The organism is Morganella morganii, assembly GCF_019243775.1.
GTDB lineage: Bacteria > Pseudomonadota > Gammaproteobacteria > Enterobacterales > Enterobacteriaceae > Morganella > Morganella morganii.
In genome coordinates, this window is record NZ_CP069157.1 from 714,942 (window position 1) to 732,957 (window position 18,016).

General features: G+C 52.8%; 7 protein-coding genes and 1 tRNA gene. 3 read left to right on the forward strand and 5 right to left on the reverse strand.

Features of this window, described 5'->3' with window-relative positions; all coding sequences use genetic code 11:
* Window positions 1–876 carry a LysR family transcriptional regulator AmpR gene (ampR, locus tag JL661_RS03320; protein ID WP_062771899.1) on the reverse strand — a complete coding sequence of 292 codons (876 nt, stop codon included), beginning with the start codon at window positions 874–876 and terminating at the stop codon, window positions 1–3.
* A gap of 110 nt (window positions 877–986) precedes the next feature.
* Here ampR and JL661_RS03325 point away from each other — a divergent pair, with 110 nt between their 5' ends.
* From JL661_RS03325 to pbpC, 3 genes are all read left to right on the forward strand, one after another.
* Window positions 987–2,126 carry a class C beta-lactamase DHA-22 gene (locus tag JL661_RS03325; RefSeq protein WP_062771895.1) on the forward strand — a complete coding sequence of 380 codons (1,140 nt, stop codon included), beginning with the start codon at window positions 987–989 and terminating at the stop codon, window positions 2,124–2,126.
* Between the two features lie 194 nt (window positions 2,127–2,320).
* Complete coding sequence (locus JL661_RS03330) at window positions 2,321–8,236, forward strand: alpha-2-macroglobulin (protein WP_062771892.1); 5,916 nt, start codon at window positions 2,321–2,323, stop codon at window positions 8,234–8,236.
* Window positions 8,237–8,259: 23 nt separating this feature from the next.
* Window positions 8,260–10,620: a penicillin-binding protein 1C gene (pbpC, locus tag JL661_RS03335; RefSeq protein ID WP_004236388.1), complete on the forward strand. Its 2,361-nt coding sequence runs from the start codon at window positions 8,260–8,262 to the stop codon at window positions 10,618–10,620.
* 62 nt (window positions 10,621–10,682) lie between these two features.
* Here the strand turns inward: pbpC and JL661_RS18260 are convergent, their stop codons facing one another.
* From JL661_RS18260 to rpoD, 4 genes are all read right to left on the reverse strand, one after another.
* Window positions 10,683–12,581, reverse strand: coding sequence for a tetratricopeptide repeat protein (locus tag JL661_RS18260; RefSeq protein WP_062771889.1), 1,899 nt, complete (start codon window positions 12,579–12,581; stop codon window positions 10,683–10,685).
* 9 nt (window positions 12,582–12,590) lie between these two features.
* Window positions 12,591–15,362: a tetratricopeptide repeat protein gene (locus tag JL661_RS18265; RefSeq protein WP_062771886.1), complete on the reverse strand. Its 2,772-nt coding sequence runs from the start codon at window positions 15,360–15,362 to the stop codon at window positions 12,591–12,593.
* Window positions 15,363–15,833: 471 nt separating this feature from the next.
* Window positions 15,834–15,910, reverse strand: a tRNA-Ile gene (locus JL661_RS03345).
* Window positions 15,911–16,114: 204 nt separating this feature from the next.
* Window positions 16,115–17,965, reverse strand: coding sequence for an RNA polymerase sigma factor RpoD (gene rpoD, locus JL661_RS03350; protein ID WP_004236392.1), 1,851 nt, complete (start codon window positions 17,963–17,965; stop codon window positions 16,115–16,117).
* Window positions 17,966–18,016 lie beyond the last annotated feature (51 nt).

Consider the following 18,016-nt stretch of genomic DNA (forward strand, 5'->3'; position numbering starts at 1 on the left):
TTACGCCGCCGCCGTATTCAGCAGCCAGCGGGCGAATTGCTGCATGGCCGGGGTTTCCGTACGGGACTGTAACCGCGTCAGCCAGTAGCCGCCGAGGGTGATTTCTGCGGCAAACGGCTGTACCAGTGCGCCTGACTGTAACAGGCGGCTGAACATACATACCGGTGCGATCGCTACCCCGGCACCCAGTTGTGCCGCTTCGGCCATGGCCAGTGAGGTGTCAAACACCATGACCGGCTGTGACGGGGAAGGCGGTGTGCCACCCGAACAATCCAGCCAGCGGCTCCATTCATCCCGGCGGAATGAGCGCAGCAGCGTGAAGCGGTGAACATCATCCGGCTGCTGTAACTGCTCTGCAATGGCCGGTGAGCACAGCGGGGCGTGTGGTGCACTGAAAATCAGTTCCGCATCCGATTCATGCCATGCGCCGTTACCGAAACGGATCGTATAATCATGCCCTTCCGCCGCCGGATCCACATGATTGTTATGGGTGGAGATATGCAGATCAATATGCGGATGGCTGTCATAAAATCCGGCCAGACGCGGCAGCAGCCAGCCTGCGGCAAATGTTCCCACCGCACCGACTTTCACCCGCTCACGGAACTGCCCGTGAGAAAAACACTCCAGAGTATCCGCAATCCGGTCAAACGCCTCATTGAGCACCGGCAGTAATCCCTCACCTTCATGGGTCAGCACCAGTCCGCGTGAGACGCGGGTAAACAGCACACAGCCGAGTTGTTCTTCCAGAGCCCTGACCTGCTGGCTGACGGCGGCATGGGTGACATTCAGCTCAATCGCCGCACGGGTAAAACTGAGATGACGGGCGGCGGCCTCAAAGGCGCGCAGCGGGTTAAGGGGGAGATAACGTCTGACCATAATCCACCTGTAAGTTTTTCTTTAGGCTCTTGTTATAATTAACCGTTTGTTCTGTCCGGTGAATCTGACGATACTTGCCGCCGTCACTCACACACGGAAGGTTAATTCTGATGAAAAAATCGTTATCTGCAACACTGATTTCCGCTCTGCTGGCGTTTTCCGCCCCGGGGTTTTCTGCCGCTGATAATGTCGCGGCGGTGGTGGACAGCGCCATTAAACCGCTGATGGCACAGCAGGATATTCCCGGGATGGCGGTTGCCGTCTCCGTAAAGGGTAAGCCCTATTATTTCAATTATGGTTTTGCCGATATTCAGGCAAAACAGCCGGTCACTGAAAATACACTATTTGAGCTCGGATCTGTAAGTAAAACTTTCACAGGTGTGCTGGGTGCAGTTTCTGTGGCGAAAAAAGAGATGGCGCTGAATGATCTGGCGGCAAAATACCAGCCGGAGCTGGCTCTGCCGCAGTGGAAGGGGATCACATTGCTGGATCTGGCTACCTATACCGCAGGCGGACTGCCGTTACAGGTGCCGGATGCGGTAAAAAGCCGTGCGGATCTGCTGAATTTCTATCAGCAGTGGCAGCCGTCCCGGAAACCGGGCGATATGCGTCTGTATGCAAACAGCAGTATCGGCCTGTTTGGTGCTCTGACCGCAAACGCGGCGGGGATGCCGTATGAGCAGTTGCTGACTGCACGGATCCTGGCACCGCTGGGGTTATCTCACACCTTTATTACTGTGCCGGAAAGTGCGCAAAGCCAGTATGCGTACGGTTATAAAAACAAAAAACCGGTCCGCGTGTCGCCGGGACAGCTTGATGCGGAATCTTACGGCGTGAAATCCGCCTCAAAAGATATGCTGCGCTGGGCGGAAATGAATATGGAGCCGTCACGGGCCGGTAATGCGGATCTGGAAATGGCAATGTATCTTGCACAGACCCGCTACTATAAAACCGCCGCGATTAACCAGGGGCTGGGCTGGGAAATGTATGACTGGCCGCAGCAGAAAGATATGATCATTAACGGCGTGACCAACGAGGTCGCATTGCAGCCGCACCCGGTAACAGACAACCAGGTTCAGCCGTATAACCGTGCTTCCTGGGTGCATAAAACGGGGGCAACAACTGGTTTCGGCGCCTATGTGGCCTTTATTCCGGAAAAACAGGTGGCGATTGTGATTCTGGCGAATAAAAACTACCCGAATACCGAAAGAGTCAAAGCCGCACAGGCTATTTTGAGTGCACTGGAATAATTTTTTCCCTGAACAGGCCCCTGCGGATACGCCGGGGCCGTAATTTAAGATTATTCCTTATACAATAATTTGCTTTATGGGCTGTTTTATGGAGGATGAGAGTATCGGGCACTGACAGCTTCCGGCTGAACCGGATTTCACTGTGTGCTGCGGCAAACTGATGTCAGTCTCAACACACAGAGGAAAATGTTGTCATGGACGTTCTGCGTTTTATCCTCCGCTTACCTTTTATTTTGCTGCGTCTGGCGGCTCGCAGTCTTGTTTATCTCTTTACTCTGCTGGGTTTTCTGCTGCGCCCGTTCACCGGACGGATCCGCTGGGCGGTGCCGGGCTGGGTGACCTTTGCCGGTAATCAGCTTGCCCGGCTGGAGCGGGGTGTAAACCGCTATCCGAAAACCATATCTGCCTTATTATTGCTGACTGCTGCGGTGGCAGCGGGCAGTTATTACACCTGGCACTGGTATCAGAACAAACCGAAGCCGGTGGATGTTGCGCCGCTGGTGGTGCAGGATATTTCCGCGTCTGTGCAGCGCCCTTCGGCGGTTAATTATAACCGTGACGATAATTCAGCGCAGATTGTGGTGGTGACATTCTCCCGCTCTGCCGCACCGGTGACACTGATCGGCAAACCGGTCACGGCCGGTATTACCCTGACCCCCGCAATGGAAGGTGAGTGGCAGTGGCGTAATGACCGTAAGCTGGTATTCACGGCGAAAAAAACCTTCCCGATGGGGAAAACCTACACCGTCGATATGGATGCCAAAACACTGCTGGCTCCGCAGGTGGCGTTAACAGAGAAACAAAAAACCTTTACCACCCCTGAGTTTTATTATCGCGGCGGCCGGGCGGAGTTCTATCAGGATCCACAGGATCCGATGAAAAAACACGCCATTATCGGCCTGACCTTCAATGCCCCGGCAGATGTCAAAAATCTGGAATCGCGTCTGTCCATGACCCGTGACGGCAAGCCGGTGCCGTATACCGTCACTTATGATGATAAAAAACTCAAAGCCTGGATCCACTCCGGGCAGCTGGCACTCAATGATACAGACAGCGAAGTGTTGCTGACAGTCAGAGCCGGTGTCGGGGCGGCCGTTCCGGCCAATACCACGGACAAAGATGAAACCTTCCGCGTGATCGTGCCGAACCGCTACAGTCTGGATGTGACGGGCATCGATAGTCAGCTGGTGGAATCAGATGACGGAAAAGATCGCCGCGCCCTGATTGTGTCATTCTCTGACCCGGTGAATGAAAAACAGATCACAAAAGCGGTTCGTGCCCGTCTGCTGCCGGAAAAACACCCTGATTATAATTCTGAGGGGATTTACGACGACTGGAAATCAGACGATATCAGCGAAAAAGTCATCACATTATCAGAGCCGGTCACGCTGACCCCGGATGACAGCGAGCAGGAGAATCAGGCAGCATTCAGCTTCAGTTATAACGCCCCGGCCAACCGCTGGCTGCTGGTGGAGATCACCGGCGGTATGAGTTCGGCGGGCGGTTATTATCTGAAAACATCACGCTATCTGCCGGTACGCATCCCGGATTACCCGAAAACACTGCGTTTTATGTCTGACGGGGCACTGCTGTCGATGAAAGGTGAAAAACAGATCACCGTCGCGGCACGTAACTTCCCGGGCCTGCAGCTGGATGTGAAACGGGTGATCCCGGGCCAGTTACAGCACATCGTCTCCTTTAAGGATAAAAACTTTACCTCAACGGATTTTAACCGCCTGAGTGATGAATACTTTACGGAGCACTTTACTTACCAGACGGCGCTGTCTGCCGCCAACCCCGGCGATATTCAGTACAAAGGTATCGACCTGAGCAAATACCTCTCAGCTGACCCATCCGCAAAACGCGGCATATTCCTGCTGAGCCTGCGGGCGTGGGATCCGGCTAAACCGGCGGAAGCCCCGAAAGCGGAAAGCTATGACGAAGGGGATGAGGATTACGAAGAGGATGCGGTTCTCGACTCGCGCTTTGTGGTGGTCACTGATATGGGGATCATCGCGAAATCCTCCCCCGACGGCTCGCGGGATGTGTTCGTGCAGTCCGTGTATACCGGTGAGCCGGTCAGTGGCGCGAAAGTTTCTGTAGTGGCCAAAAACGGCACCACACTGCTGAGCCGGACAACCGGCAGTGACGGTCACGCCGCATTCCCGCCGCTGCATGATTTCCGCAATGAGCAGATGGCGGTAATGTTCCTGGCGGAAAAAGAGGGGGATGTCTCCTTCCTGCCGGTCAATGCCTGGTATGACCGCCAGCCGGATTTCTCGCGCTTTGATATTTACGGCGACGAAACCCCGGAAGATCCGCGCACCCTCAGCAGCTATCTCTTCTCAGATCGCGGTATTTACCGGCCGGGGGAAACCTTTCATGCAGGTCTTATCACCCGCACCTATGACTGGAAAACTCCGCTGACCGGTATTCCGCTACGGGCGGAGATCCGCGACCCGCGTGATACTCTGATGCATTCACAGCAGATTATTCTGGATGCCACCGGTTTCAGCGAACTGAGCTACACCACATCGGAAAACTCTCCGACCGGCGACTGGAATATCTATCTCTATCTGGAAGGTAAAGATGAGAATGACCTGCGTCTGCTCGGTACCACCACCGTGGTGGTGAAAGAGTTTGAGCCGGACAGCATGAAAGTGGCACTGAAACTGACGCCGGATCGTCAGCAGGGCTGGGTGAAACCGGAGGAATTACAGGCGGCGGTTGATGTGCAGAACCTGTTCGGCACCCCGGCGCAGAACCGCCGTATCGCGACAAAAATGACTATGCGGCCGGTTTATCCGTCATTCACGCAGTATCCGGATTACCGTTTCTATGAAAACAGCCGCAGTACGGATAACTTTGAAACCCAGCTGGAAGAGCGTACCACCGATGAAAACGGTGCCGCCCCGCTGGCGTTAGGGCTGGAAAATTACGCGGAAGCGACCTATCAGTTACAGCTGTTCACCGAAGCGTTTGAGCCGGGCAGCGGCCGTTCAGTCACGGCAGCAGCGCGGGTACTGGTCTCCCCGCATGATTCTCTGGTGGGTATCAAAGCGGACGGCGACACGGATTACATCAGTAAGGATGCAGTGCGGATGCTGAATCTGATTGCGGTGGATCCGTCACTGACCCGCATCGAAAAAACCAATCTGAAACTGGTGCTTCTGGAACAGAAATACATTTCTGTACTGATGCGCCAGCCGTCCGGGGTCTTCAAATATCAGTCCAGACTGAAAGAAACCCGGATTGATGAGCAACCGCTGACTATCAGCAGCGCCGGCACTGATATCACACTGAATACCTCGAAACCCGGTCACTTTATCTTACAGGCGGAAGATGCGGACGGTAATGTGCTGAACAGAACCGACTACACCGTCGCCGGTAACGCGAACATCACCCGCTCGCTGGATCGCAATGCGGAACTGCAGCTGACGCTGAATAAAGAGGAATATAAACCGGGTGAAGAGATTGAAATTGCCGTCAGCGCGCCGTACACCGGCAGCGGTATTATCACCATTGAGCGCGACAAAGTGTATCAGTGGGTATGGTTCCGTGCAGACACCACTAACTCAGTGCAGAAAATCCGCGTACCGGCAGAACTGACCGGCAACGGCTATGTTAACGTGCAGTTTGTCCGTGATATTAACTCCGATGAAATCTTTATGAGCCCGCTGAGCTTCGGCGTGCAGCCGTTCCGCGTCAGCCATGAGGCGTTTAATGCGGGGATCACGCTGGCATCGCCGGACGTCATGAAACCGGGTGAAAACCTGGCGGTTCATGTGAAAACCACCTCGCCGCAGAATGTGGTGGTCTTTGCCATTGATGAGGGCATATTGCAGGTGGCGCGTTACCGCCTGAAAGATCCGCTCGACTATTTCTTCCGCAAACGGGCGCTGGAAGTGAAAAGCACTCAGATCCTCGACCTGATCCTGCCGGAATTCAGCAAAATGATGGCGCTGACCGCAGCACCGGGCGGGGATGCCGGAGAGGGAATCGATCTGCATCTTAACCCGTTCAAACGTAAGCGGGATGAACCGGTAGCGTACTGGTCGGGGATCACCGCCGTTGATGGCGACGCGGTCTTTAATTATCAGGTGCCGGATTATTTCAACGGTAAGATCCGCGTGATGGCAGTATCGGTTTCACCTGACCGCATCGGCCACACACAGAGCAGCACCACGGTACGGGATGATTTTGTGCTGACGCCGAATATTCCGGCCATGGTCTCCCCGGGGGATGAATTTGATGTCTCCCTCGGTATCGCCAATAACCTGACCGGCCTGAACGGTGAAGCGGTGCCGCTGGATGTCACCGTCAGCGCCGATCCGGCACTGGAAATCACCGGCAGCAGCCATGAGCAGATCACGCCCGGTGAGAAGAAAGAAACGGTATTGTCGTTCCGCCTGAAAGCCAATGCGCTGCCGGGCACGGCGGATATTACCTTCCGCGTCACTTCCGGGGATAAATCGGCGGTCCGCACACAGAATCTGTCGGTCCGCCCGGCCTCGGCTTACCGCACCCGTTCGTCTCTCGGACGGATGGACGGTAAACAGCAGCGGGTGACGGCGCTGCGGCAGATGTTTGATAACTATGCCAAGCGGGATGCGCGGGTCTCATACTCGCCGATGGTGATGAGTGAGGCGCTGTCGCAGTATCTGGATAATTATCCGTATAACTGTTCGGAGCAGATCACCAGCCGCGCCATTCCGCTGCTGTTCAGTCAGCGTAATCCGGAAATCAGCACACTGCAGTCACAGACGGAAATCCGCAAACAGCTGCAACAGACCATGACCACACTGCTGACGCGGCAGAACGGTCAGGGTGGTATCGGCGAATGGCAGGCGATGCCGGAAACCGATCCGTTTGTCACACTGTATGTGGTGCAGTTCCTGCTGGAAGCACAGGATGCGGGCTATCCGGTGCAGGAATCGCTGCTCGGCTCCGCCAATATTTACCTGAAGAAAGTGGCGGCGAACCCGATGCTCAATACGCAGGATGATCTGCGGATGCGCGCCTTTGCTGTCTACCTGCTGACCCGTCAGGGCGAGGTGACCACCGGACTGCTGGCTGAAGTACAGACACAGATGCAGAGCAGTTATCCGGACTCCTGGCAGGATGACCCGGGCGCGCTGTATCTCGCGGCATCCTACAAAATGCTGAAGATGGATAAACAGGCGGATATGATGCTGGCGCCGACCTGGAAAGCCCTGAACTCGGCTTACAGCAAAGCATGGTGGACACGGAGCTACCTCGATCCGCTGGTGCAGGACAGCACACGGCTCTACCTGATTGTCCGTCACTTCCCGGAAAAAGTGTCTGCTATCCCGCCGCAACTGCTGGAAAACATGGTGCTGCGCTTTAAAGATGAGCGTTACACCACCTATTCAGCGGCCATGAGTATTCTGGCAATGGAATACTACAGCCGTCATATGCAGCAGAGCGGGGCACAAGCCGGTGAACTCACTATCAGCGTTCTGAAAGGCACAGAAGCGCCTGAAGTGATTTCGGTGATGAAAAATGCCTCTGCGACCGGAAAATTCAGCGACGGTGTCAGTGAAATCCGCTTTGATAATCCGTCGGATAACCCGGCCTGGTATGTGGTGACAGAATCCGGTTTTGATCGCACACCGCCGCAGGCTGCGGTGGCGAAAGGGCTGGAAATCAGCCGTGATTACCTGAATGAAAAAGGTGAGGTGATAACCAGTGCGGCACAGGGCGAAAAAGTCTATGTCCGTCTGCATATCCGCGCCAATGCCAGACAGGGGCTGAATAATATTGTGGTGGCGGATCTGCTGCCGGGCGGGTTTGAGGTGGTGCGTCAGGATCCGGAAGCGGCGGACAGCCTGCAACTGTCACAGCTCCCGTTCAGCACCGGCCGCCGCTGGGTACCGGACTTCAGTGATGCCCGCGAGGACAGAGTGCTTATCTACGGCAGTGCCGCGGCGGATAGTCAGGAGTTTATCTATCAGATAAAACCGGTGAATACAGGGCGATTTATCATTCCGCCGGCGTTCGGCGAAGCCATGTATGACCGGGAGATTCAGGCGCAGTCTGCGGCAGCCGGGGTATTTACGGTTCTGCCGCCTGCCGCAGATAAACCCTGAATGCACGGGCGGTATCGGTCAGAATGAGCGGCATCCGGCGTGTAATACAGAATCTGGCGGCAGTAATTATCCTGCTGGCGCTGTTTCTGACCGGATTCCGCCTCTGGCCGCATCCGCCGCTGTCAGAAGGTGTGCCTCTGTCGGTTGCCTATTATGACCGCAACGGCACACTGCTGCGCCTGACGCTGGCAAACGATGACCGCTACCGGCTGTGGACACCGCTGGAAGAAATGTCCCCGCTGCTGACAGAGGGAACGCTGCGTTATGAGGATCGCTGGTTTTATCTCCACCCCGGCTTTAACCCATACAGTCTCACGCGCGGTTTTTTTGTCAGTTATATCAGCGGGGAGCGGCTTCAGGGCGGCTCAACCATCACCATGCAGCTGGCACGGATGCGCTGGCATCTCAACACCCGCACCCTGCGGGGGAAAACCGAACAGATCCTGCGGGCTGTGCAGCTGGAACTGAGCTATTCCAAACACGACATTCTGGAAGCCTATCTTAACTATGCCCCCTATGGCCGGAATATTGAGAGCGCCGGGGCAGCCTCACTGGTCTATTTCAATAAAAAACCGGCGGATTTAACGCTGCCGGAAGCCCTGACGCTGGCGGTACTGCCGCAGTCGCCGGGATATCGTGTCACACCCGGAGGTGCGGATATCAGCCAGCCGCTGATGCAGGCACGCAACCGGCTCTGGCAGCACTGGCGGCAAGAGCATCCGGACAATGAAAACATGGCGGCACTGTTTGAACTGCCGCTGATGCTGCGTCAGCCGGAACAGATGCCTTACATCGCCCCGCATCTGATTGAGCAGATAGCCCGGCAGAACCGGTTCAGTGCTGAAAAACCGCAGACGGTGGTTACCACGCTGGATGTTAATCTTCAGCGCATTGCCGAAAAACAGGTGGCTGCTTTTATCGCCCGCCGTCAGCAGGCGGGGCTGCATAATGCGGCGGTGCTCCTCGTCGATACCCGTGATATGGGCGTGCGGGCGCTGGTGGGATCGGCGGATTATTACAACACGGAGATCCACGGCCAGGTGAACGGCACCAACGCCAAACGCTCTCCCGGCTCGGCACTGAAACCCTTTATTTACGCTCTCGGGCTGGAGCAGGGCGTACTGCATCCGCTGACCATTCTTAAAGATGTGCCGTCCACTTTCGGCAGCTACGCGCCGGAGAACTTTGATCTGCGCTTTATGGGGCCGCTGCCGGCAACACAGGCACTGAACTACAGCCGTAATATTCCGGCGGTGGATATCGCGGCAAAACTCAGCAAACCGAATCTCTATCAGTTTCTCCGTCTGGCCGGGCTCTCCGGGATGGCGGGAGAAAAACACTATGGGCTGTCGCTGGTCCTGGGCGGCGGTGAAGTGACCGCGCAGGAGCTGGCAAAACTCTATGCGATCCTCGCAAACCGGGGCGTTCTGCGCCCGCTGCGGATGACCGAATCCGAACAGCCCGCTGCGCCGGTCCGTCTGCTGAGTGAGGAAGCGGCATTTATCACCCTGGATATGCTGGGGCAGCACCGTCGTCCCGGTAACACCCTCGCGCAAAAACCGATGACACTGCCGGTGTACTGGAAAACCGGCACGTCCTGGGGATTCCGTGATGCCTGGAGCAGCGGTATCACCGGACCGTATGTGCTGGTGGTCTGGCTCGGGAACTTTGACGGCACCGGAAACAGTGCGCTGATTGGCGCGGAAGCTGCCGCACCGCTGTTTTTCAATATTATCGACAACATTATGGCGGAGTATCCGGCACTGCGGGAACCGGACTTTCCGCTGCCGGAGAACCTCCGTCAGGTGGAGGTTTGTCTGGCCAGCGGCAACCTGCCGACGCAGTGGTGTCAGCGGCGGGGCAAAACCTGGTTTATCCCGGGCAAATCTCCCATTGCGGTTGATTCCATCTACCGCCCGGTGGCGACGGATAAAATCACCGGCGATGTGGTCTGCCCGCCTTATGATCCTGCACAGGTGAATATTGATATCTATGAATACTGGCCGTCTGACCTGGCACGGGTATTTGCCCTGGCCGGTCTGCCGAAGAAAACCCCGCCGTCTGTCGCACACTGCAAAGGCGGCAACAGCCTGATCGGCGGTACTCCGCCACAAATTACCTCTCCGCTGCGCAACACCACTTACACACTGCGACGGACAGCAAAACAGCCATCCTCCCTGTTTTTTACCGCCACCGCCGATAATGACAGCAGTGTGATTTACTGGTTTGCCGGTGATGCATACCTCGGTAACAGCACCAGCCGCCGCCCGCTGGAATGGAAACCGGAAGCCGCCGGACGCTACCGTATCCGCGCCGTGGATGACCACGGCCGCGCAGATTCACGGATTATTCAGGTGGATATTCTGGGGGTGAGGGACAGGTAAATTGTAAACACCCTCCGGAACAAATCACATTCCGGGAGGGTGCTGATAATAAAACCGCTTATTTATTTTTTATCGCTGATACGGGAAAAATCCCACTCTTTTAAAGCTTCTGCGGCATCTTTATTGCCGTATTTTGCCGACAATATCAGGTTATCCCGTGCTTTGCGCAGATCATCATCGCTGCCGGTACCGGCCATTTTGTGATAGTACATCCACGCGACTTTATATTTCGCCATTTCATGATGATTGCCCTGTTCAAGAGAGGTCATTTCATAATAGCGGGCAGCCTGCGGATAATCTTTTTCCAGCCCGGCCTGACCGAAATAGAGCATATCCCCGGCGAGGTGTGCGGTATTGCTGTCACCCAGTTTTGCTCCCGCATCAAAATACGCGAGGGCTTTTTTACCGTCGACCGGGATCCCGCGCTCATTCGGTTTGCGGTAGAGATTACCCAGCACGTTGTAAGCACGGGCGTACCCGTTTTTACCGGCCAGCTCATAGTAATAGATCATTTTTTCCGTATCTTCCGGAACGCGTTCGCCACGGGCATAGTTTACCCCCAGCGAGAATGCCGCCGGGCCGTCACCGCTTTCTGCTTTTTGCCGCTTCGCTTCAATTTCCTGTTCATAACGACCGTATTGCTCATACACCTGCTTTTTCTTAATACGCTGCAGCACGGTTTCGCGTTCTGCATCCGTCAGTGTGGCGATAAGGTCGTCCCCCTCCCGGGAGCTGACACCGGCAAGTGAGCCGTAGTAATAGGCTTCTGATGCATTCTTCTTCGCTATCTGCGCGTCATACATACCTTTCAGGGCATGTGTGTTGTTATACGTCAGTGAGCGGGTATACCACGCGATAGCTTTGTCAGGATCCGGTGCCCGGCGACAGAAGCCTTCAAGCCACGCATCACCCATCGCTTTGGTCCGGTCTTCCGGCGGCATAAGCATATGGTTATCGGTATTTTCCGGATAGTCCGATTTTTTCAGCCACTCCGTCAGATACTGCTCCGCTTTAGCGGGATCGGCATCGTCACGGCGGCAATATTCCGGCGACATATAGTATTCGTAGAGTGTTTCTGTGGCAGAAATATCGCCGTTATCATGGCCTTTTTGCAGATAAGACAGTGCTTTATCCATGTCATTATTCTGCTGGTAATAATAGAACAGGGCGATTTGTGCATCGGTCCGTTTATCTGCCTCTGATTCCAGCAGTGTGAGATATTTTTTGTTGTCTGCCTTATACAGATAGCTGCCGTTGTCATCTCTGAGAGTGCCGCGATACAGCTGAGTCAGTGCTTCAAACGCGGCTTTTGACACCTCTTCATCACTGTTTTTCAGACCGTTTTCCACCCGGGTGATAATACCGGTCCACTCCGGTGAATCCTGTGTAATGCGGTTCTCTCTGAGCTGCATGATGGCCAGCATGGTATCGGAGCAATTGTCACCTTTCTCCGCGCCACGGCGTAATACCGCCATTTTACCGTTATTGGTTTCAGTCGCTCCGGCCAGAGCGCAGAATGCAGGCAGATAACCGCTTTCCGCGCTTTTTTCAAACCAGTAACGGGTGGTATCATAATAGCCGCTGCTCTTATAGTGTTCCCCGGCGGCGTTCATGGCGCTGCTGTCTCCGGCCAGTGCCGGTTTTATCGTGCTCTCATAGAATGCGATATTTTCTGATACATCACGCGGCCCTTTGTAGGCACGTATCAGGACAATGGCTTTATCCCAGTCCGGTGTGATAATCCGTCGCTGTGTCTCTTTATCGTACTCTCCCTTTTCATAGGTATCTGCCAGCAGGATTGTGGCATAGTTATGACCGGCATCTGCTGCCTTTTGCAGGTATGGCAGGGCTTGCAGCAGATCTTTTTGTGTGCCGCGCCCGAGAAAATAAGCATAACCGGTTTCATAAGCAGCATTTGGGCTTTCATCCGCCAGTTTTACATTTATTTCAAACTGATCCATTGCTTTCAGCTAGTGAGCACCGTAATCACCGGCTTTGCTGAAATAATAACGGGCTTTCTGACGATCTGCGCTGACAAGATTGCTGCCCTGCAGGTACTGTGTACCCAGATCACGCAGATAGCTGTTATTGCCGGTTCCCGGGAGTTTGTCATACAGCGACAGAAGCAATTTTTTATCTTCCGGACTGAGCGTGTCTGCGTTTTTGTAGTCATCAATCAGTGTGGTGACAGCATTTTCGTTACCGCCTTCGGCTGCCATTTTCAGGTAATACCGTGATTTTTCCGGATCCTGAATCAGGCCGTGGTTGCCGTTCCTCCAGGCATAAGATAATTCATAGGCGGCTTCAGCATCCCCTTTCTGTACGCGGGCATTCAGGTCTGCCAGGGTGTCACGGCTCTTTTTGACTTTGCTCAGGCGTGATTCTGTGAAACGGTAATCGCGATCAGGAATTTTTTCGTACCAGGCGACGGAGGTATTCAGGTCAGCTTTTACACCGTATTTACCTTCATAATAGATCTCGCCCAATTCATACATACAGGCCCATCCTCCGGCATCGGCACACTGTGTCAGCCGGGGCACAATATCGCGTTCTGTCAGTCCGGTTACCTGCAGAAACGCCTGATTCAGGTTACTTTGTGTGCCGGAGCGGGTCGCGCTCTTCAGACGATTCACAATGTATTCACCGGCGTCCGTGTTGCCCAGCGCTGCCGCTTTCATCATCAGTTCAATATCCGGACGCAGGATCTCATCGGTCATGTCCGGTTTATCTTCCGCATCTTCCAGTTTCAGCTTCGCATAGTAATACGTGACAACCGGATCCTGACCCAGCAGCGGTTCAATCAGTTTCTGCGCTTCAGCGTTATTATCCCGCAGGGCAAGCAGGACCCAGAATTGCCTGGCTAGGAGATTGTTTTTACCTTCGGAGAATACAATCTGCGTGACATCATGCCATTCTTTTTCCGTCAGCAGGGAGCGGGCATATCCGCTTTTCATTATTTCCAGCGCCAGCTTTAAAGCCTGTTCATTATTGCCGGTATTGAGAGAAATAAGCGATTTTGCCAGGTGAACATCGGCACTGGGGGTATATTCGCCGGCTTTCAGATACAGTTCCATAGCCTGTTTACGGTTTTTTACCGGATCTTCCTGCAACAGATAATCGGCATAAAAATACGCCTGGCGGTAGTTATCATTTTCTTCGATATCTTTTTTCAGGAACGCGATAATCTCTTTTTCATCAATCTCACCGCCGGTATCAAAGGAAAAATAGAGATCGGTTAAACGCCGGTAAGCCTTATCCTGAAAATAGGGATCTCTCAGCAGCGATTTATAGATCCCGACCGCTTTTTTCATATCCTGCTCAACACCGATACCTCTGGCATATTTATAGGCCAGTTGATCCTGTGAATCCGGCAGGGGAGATAATTCAGCCGATTTTTTATTCAGTTCAAAGGCGCGAACCGGATCATAAATATTCCCTTCCTGGTCACCGTAACGTGCGGAAGCCAGCATCAGCGCCTCCGGGTCATCCGGATATTTTTCCAGTAGTTTGGCTAAATAGGCAGATACCTGTGCGTTGGTGTCGTTATCCGGAAACTGATAGCTGTCGGCAATATCCTCAATAATGTTGATTAATGCATCGTGATGTCCGGTATTCGCGGCCTGTTTCAGGTATTTCGCCGCCCGCTCCCGGTCATAACCGAAGGCATCATCAAAACGGATATTACGGTGGATTTGATAGAGCAGATAAAGGGCATCGGGATATCCGGCATCAGCTGCGGCTGTCAGATATTCAGGGTTTGTTTTGGTATCAAGATACCAGGTATAAAGGGCTTTCGGATCTTTTTGATTAATCAGCGGCTGTAAATAGCGGAGGGCTTTTTCTTTATCTGCGATAACACCCGTTCCCTGCATATAAGTGTCATAGAGGGCATAACGGGCATACTGATTGCCGTTCTCTGCCATTTTTTCCAGTTTTGCCAGCCGGGCGGTTATTTCATCTGCCGTTTCTGAGCCGAAAAGGGATAATGCTTTCGGCATCAAATCATCTTCATTGAGTGAGCTGATTTGTGAAAATGCCATATAGCGGTATTTTTTTGCCTGTCCCGGATCGGCTTCTATTCCGTGACCGCCTTTTTCATATATTCCGGAAAGCAGCATAGCAGGCAGGGTAAATTGCTCGCTGAGTAACGGTGTCAGAATATCAACCGCTTTTTTATAATCTTTATCATATTCATACGCGATATAACCCAGCGCGAATTTTGCAAAAAACGATCCCTGATCTGCGGCCGCAGTCATATATTTCCGCGCCTGTTCTGCATCTGACGGAATATTGCCGTATTTATCGAGGAGATAAATAGTGCCCAGTAATTCCTGAGCCTCACGGACACCGGCCTGTGCCGCAGCCTTCAGGGAGGTAATACCGTACTGATCCTGTGCGGTATCTTGTGTTATACCGTGATAGCGGTAATAACCGAGGTTGTATAAGGCACTTTTATTACCGGCGTTTGCGGCCCGTTCCAGCCACTGATAACCCAGCAACGCATTGGCCGGTACATCATAGCCGTTGAGATACATTACAGACAATGCATAGGCTGCCTGCGGATTATGTTCCGCCTCTGCGGAAAAATAACGGAATGCCCCGTCAGTATCCCCGGATAAATACAGCTCATAGCCTTTATCTGCCGGGGTGCTGCCGGACGTCACTGAATACGTCAGCCAGGCCCCGCCGGACAGTGCAATAGCAATAAGCAGAGCAAGCCCCAGTTTACGTTGCTTTGTCATATCAGTCCTTATACGGATTAATCTTAAATAAACAGTAAGACAGAAAATAAAAATTTCACTTAGTGTAACGGAATGGAGAGGTAATTCAATGTTATCCGGCCAACAGAAAAATAAATGAAAACAGCCTGTTATTATCGGAGAATATCCGGTGTAATCGGTTTTTTGATGCGGAAAAATCGTTATCTGAATAACAAACGGGAGATGATACAAAGAAGCGAAGTTTGGGCGGAAAATTAACCTGACAAAGAAGATTTAATATATTGCATTCGTTTCCGAGAGATATTCAGAATAACAATATCCCTGAGATTTATGAATATCATTAGTAAGGTTTGCAGGGATATTTGCATTACCTGCCTGATATTGGCACACAAATCAAAAAATTGGTGGATCACTTTTGCGACACTCAGCACCTGATGTAAAAAAGCCACCCTGTGAAGAGTGGCTTAATACACTGATAAATCAGTAAAAATTTGGTGGCCCCTACTGGACTTGAACCAGTGACCAAGCGATTATGAGTCGCGTGCTCTAACCAACTGAGCTAAGGGGCCGAAGTGGGTGAGATTATACTGCCAGTTGTCTGCGGGGTCTAGCGTTTCTTGTCTATCTGACTGTTTTATGAGCGGAATATTGCCTGTCAAAAATGATTTCTGAATATCAATTGTGTAAGTGAATTACTTCTTGTCCGGCAATGAATAAGCATAAAAAAAGGCGCCGTTAAACGGCGCCTGATAATGCTCTGATCCTGAAGCGGATTATTCGTCCAGGAAGCTGCGTAACACTTCAGAACGGCTCGGGTGGCGCAGTTTGCGCAGTGCCTTCGCTTCAATCTGACGGATACGTTCGCGGGTAACGTCAAACTGTTTACCCACTTCTTCCAGCGTGTGGTCAGTATTCATATCAATACCGAAACGCATACGCAGAACTTTCGCTTCACGCGGGGTCAGGCCGGCCAGCACTTCGTGAGTTGCGGAACGCAGGCTCTCTGAGGTGGCTGAATCCAGCGGCAGTTCGAGGGTGGTATCCTCGATGAAATCCCCTAAGTGCGAATCTTCATCATCACCAATCGGTGTTTCCATTGAGATTGGCTCTTTGGCGATTTTCAGCACTTTGCGGATTTTATCTTCCGGCATCAGCATCCGCTCTGCCAGTTCTTCCGGTGACGGCTCACGGCCCATCTCCTGAAGCATCTGACGGGAGATACGGTTGAGTTTGTTGATAGTCTCAATCATATGCACCGGGATACGGATAGTACGCGCCTGGTCCGCGATAGAGCGGGTAATCGCCTGACGGATCCACCAGGTGGCATAGGTTGAGAACTTATAACCACGACGGTATTCAAATTTATCAACCGCTTTCATCAGACCGATGTTACCTTCCTGAATCAGATCCAGGAACTGCAGGCCACGGTTGGTGTATTTTTTCGCGATAGAGATAACCAGACGTAAGTTCGCCTCAACCATCTCTTTTTTCGCACGGCGGGCTTTCGCTTCACCGATAGACATGCGGCGGTTAATATCTTTGACCTGTTCAATGGTCAGGCCGGTTTCTTCTTCAATCTGACGCAGACGTTGCAGGCTGCGTTCAACTTCTTCCGCGACATCCTGCAGTTTTTCAGACCACGGTTTGTTCATCGCGACAGCAGCAGTAAACCAGGAATCACTGGTTTCATTGCCGGTGAACAGGGTGATGAAGTTTTTCTTCGGCATTTTGCTCTGCTCAACGCAGAGTTTCATGATGTAGCGTTCCTGCTGACGGACACGATCCATCATTTCACGCATGTTGTTGACCAGATGGTCAAACTGCTTCGGAACTAAACGGAACTCTTTGAAAACTTCAGAGAGCTGCTGGATTTCCGCATTGGTGTTCGGGTGGTCGCGGCCGTGAATTTTAATCTGCTGACGCGCTTTTTCATGCTGCACACGCAGCGCTTCGAATTTCTGACGAGCCAGTTCAGGATCGATGCTGTTATCGTCATCGCTGTCACTGTCATCCTCTTCTTCTTCGTCTTCGTCGTCGTCATCTTTGTTTAATTCTTCGGCCGGCAGCTCAGAACCGATGTTGGTTGCGGTTGGTGCCAGATCTTCTTCCGCGTTCGGGTCAACAAAGCCGGTAATCAGGTCAGAAAGACGGACTTCGCCTGCTTCAACGCGGTCGTACTGATCGAGTAAATACGTGATTGCCTCAGGATATTCAGCAACGGAACACTGAACCTGATTGATGCCATCTTCGATGCGCTTGGCAATGTCAATTTCGCCTTCGCGGGTCAACAGTTCTACCGTCCCCATTTCACGCATATACATACGTACAGGGTCAGTGGTCCGGCCAATTTCCGATTCTACACTTGAGAGGACTTGTGCTGCAGCTTCGGCTGCATCATCATCGGTGTCTGTTGAATTCTCTGCCAGCATCAGATCATCAGCATCAGGTGCTTCTTCCATTACCTGAATGCCCATGTCATTGATCATCTGGATAATATCTTCGATCTGATCAGAATCGACGATATCTTCAGGCAGATGATCATTGACTTCAGCATAGGTCAGATAGCCTTGCTCCTTACCACGGGTGACAAGAAGTTTCAGCTGTGACTGCGGGTTTTGCTCCATAAGACGGTATCCACACTTCTGAGTATTTAGGTTTGTGTTGGTCGGCAAAAC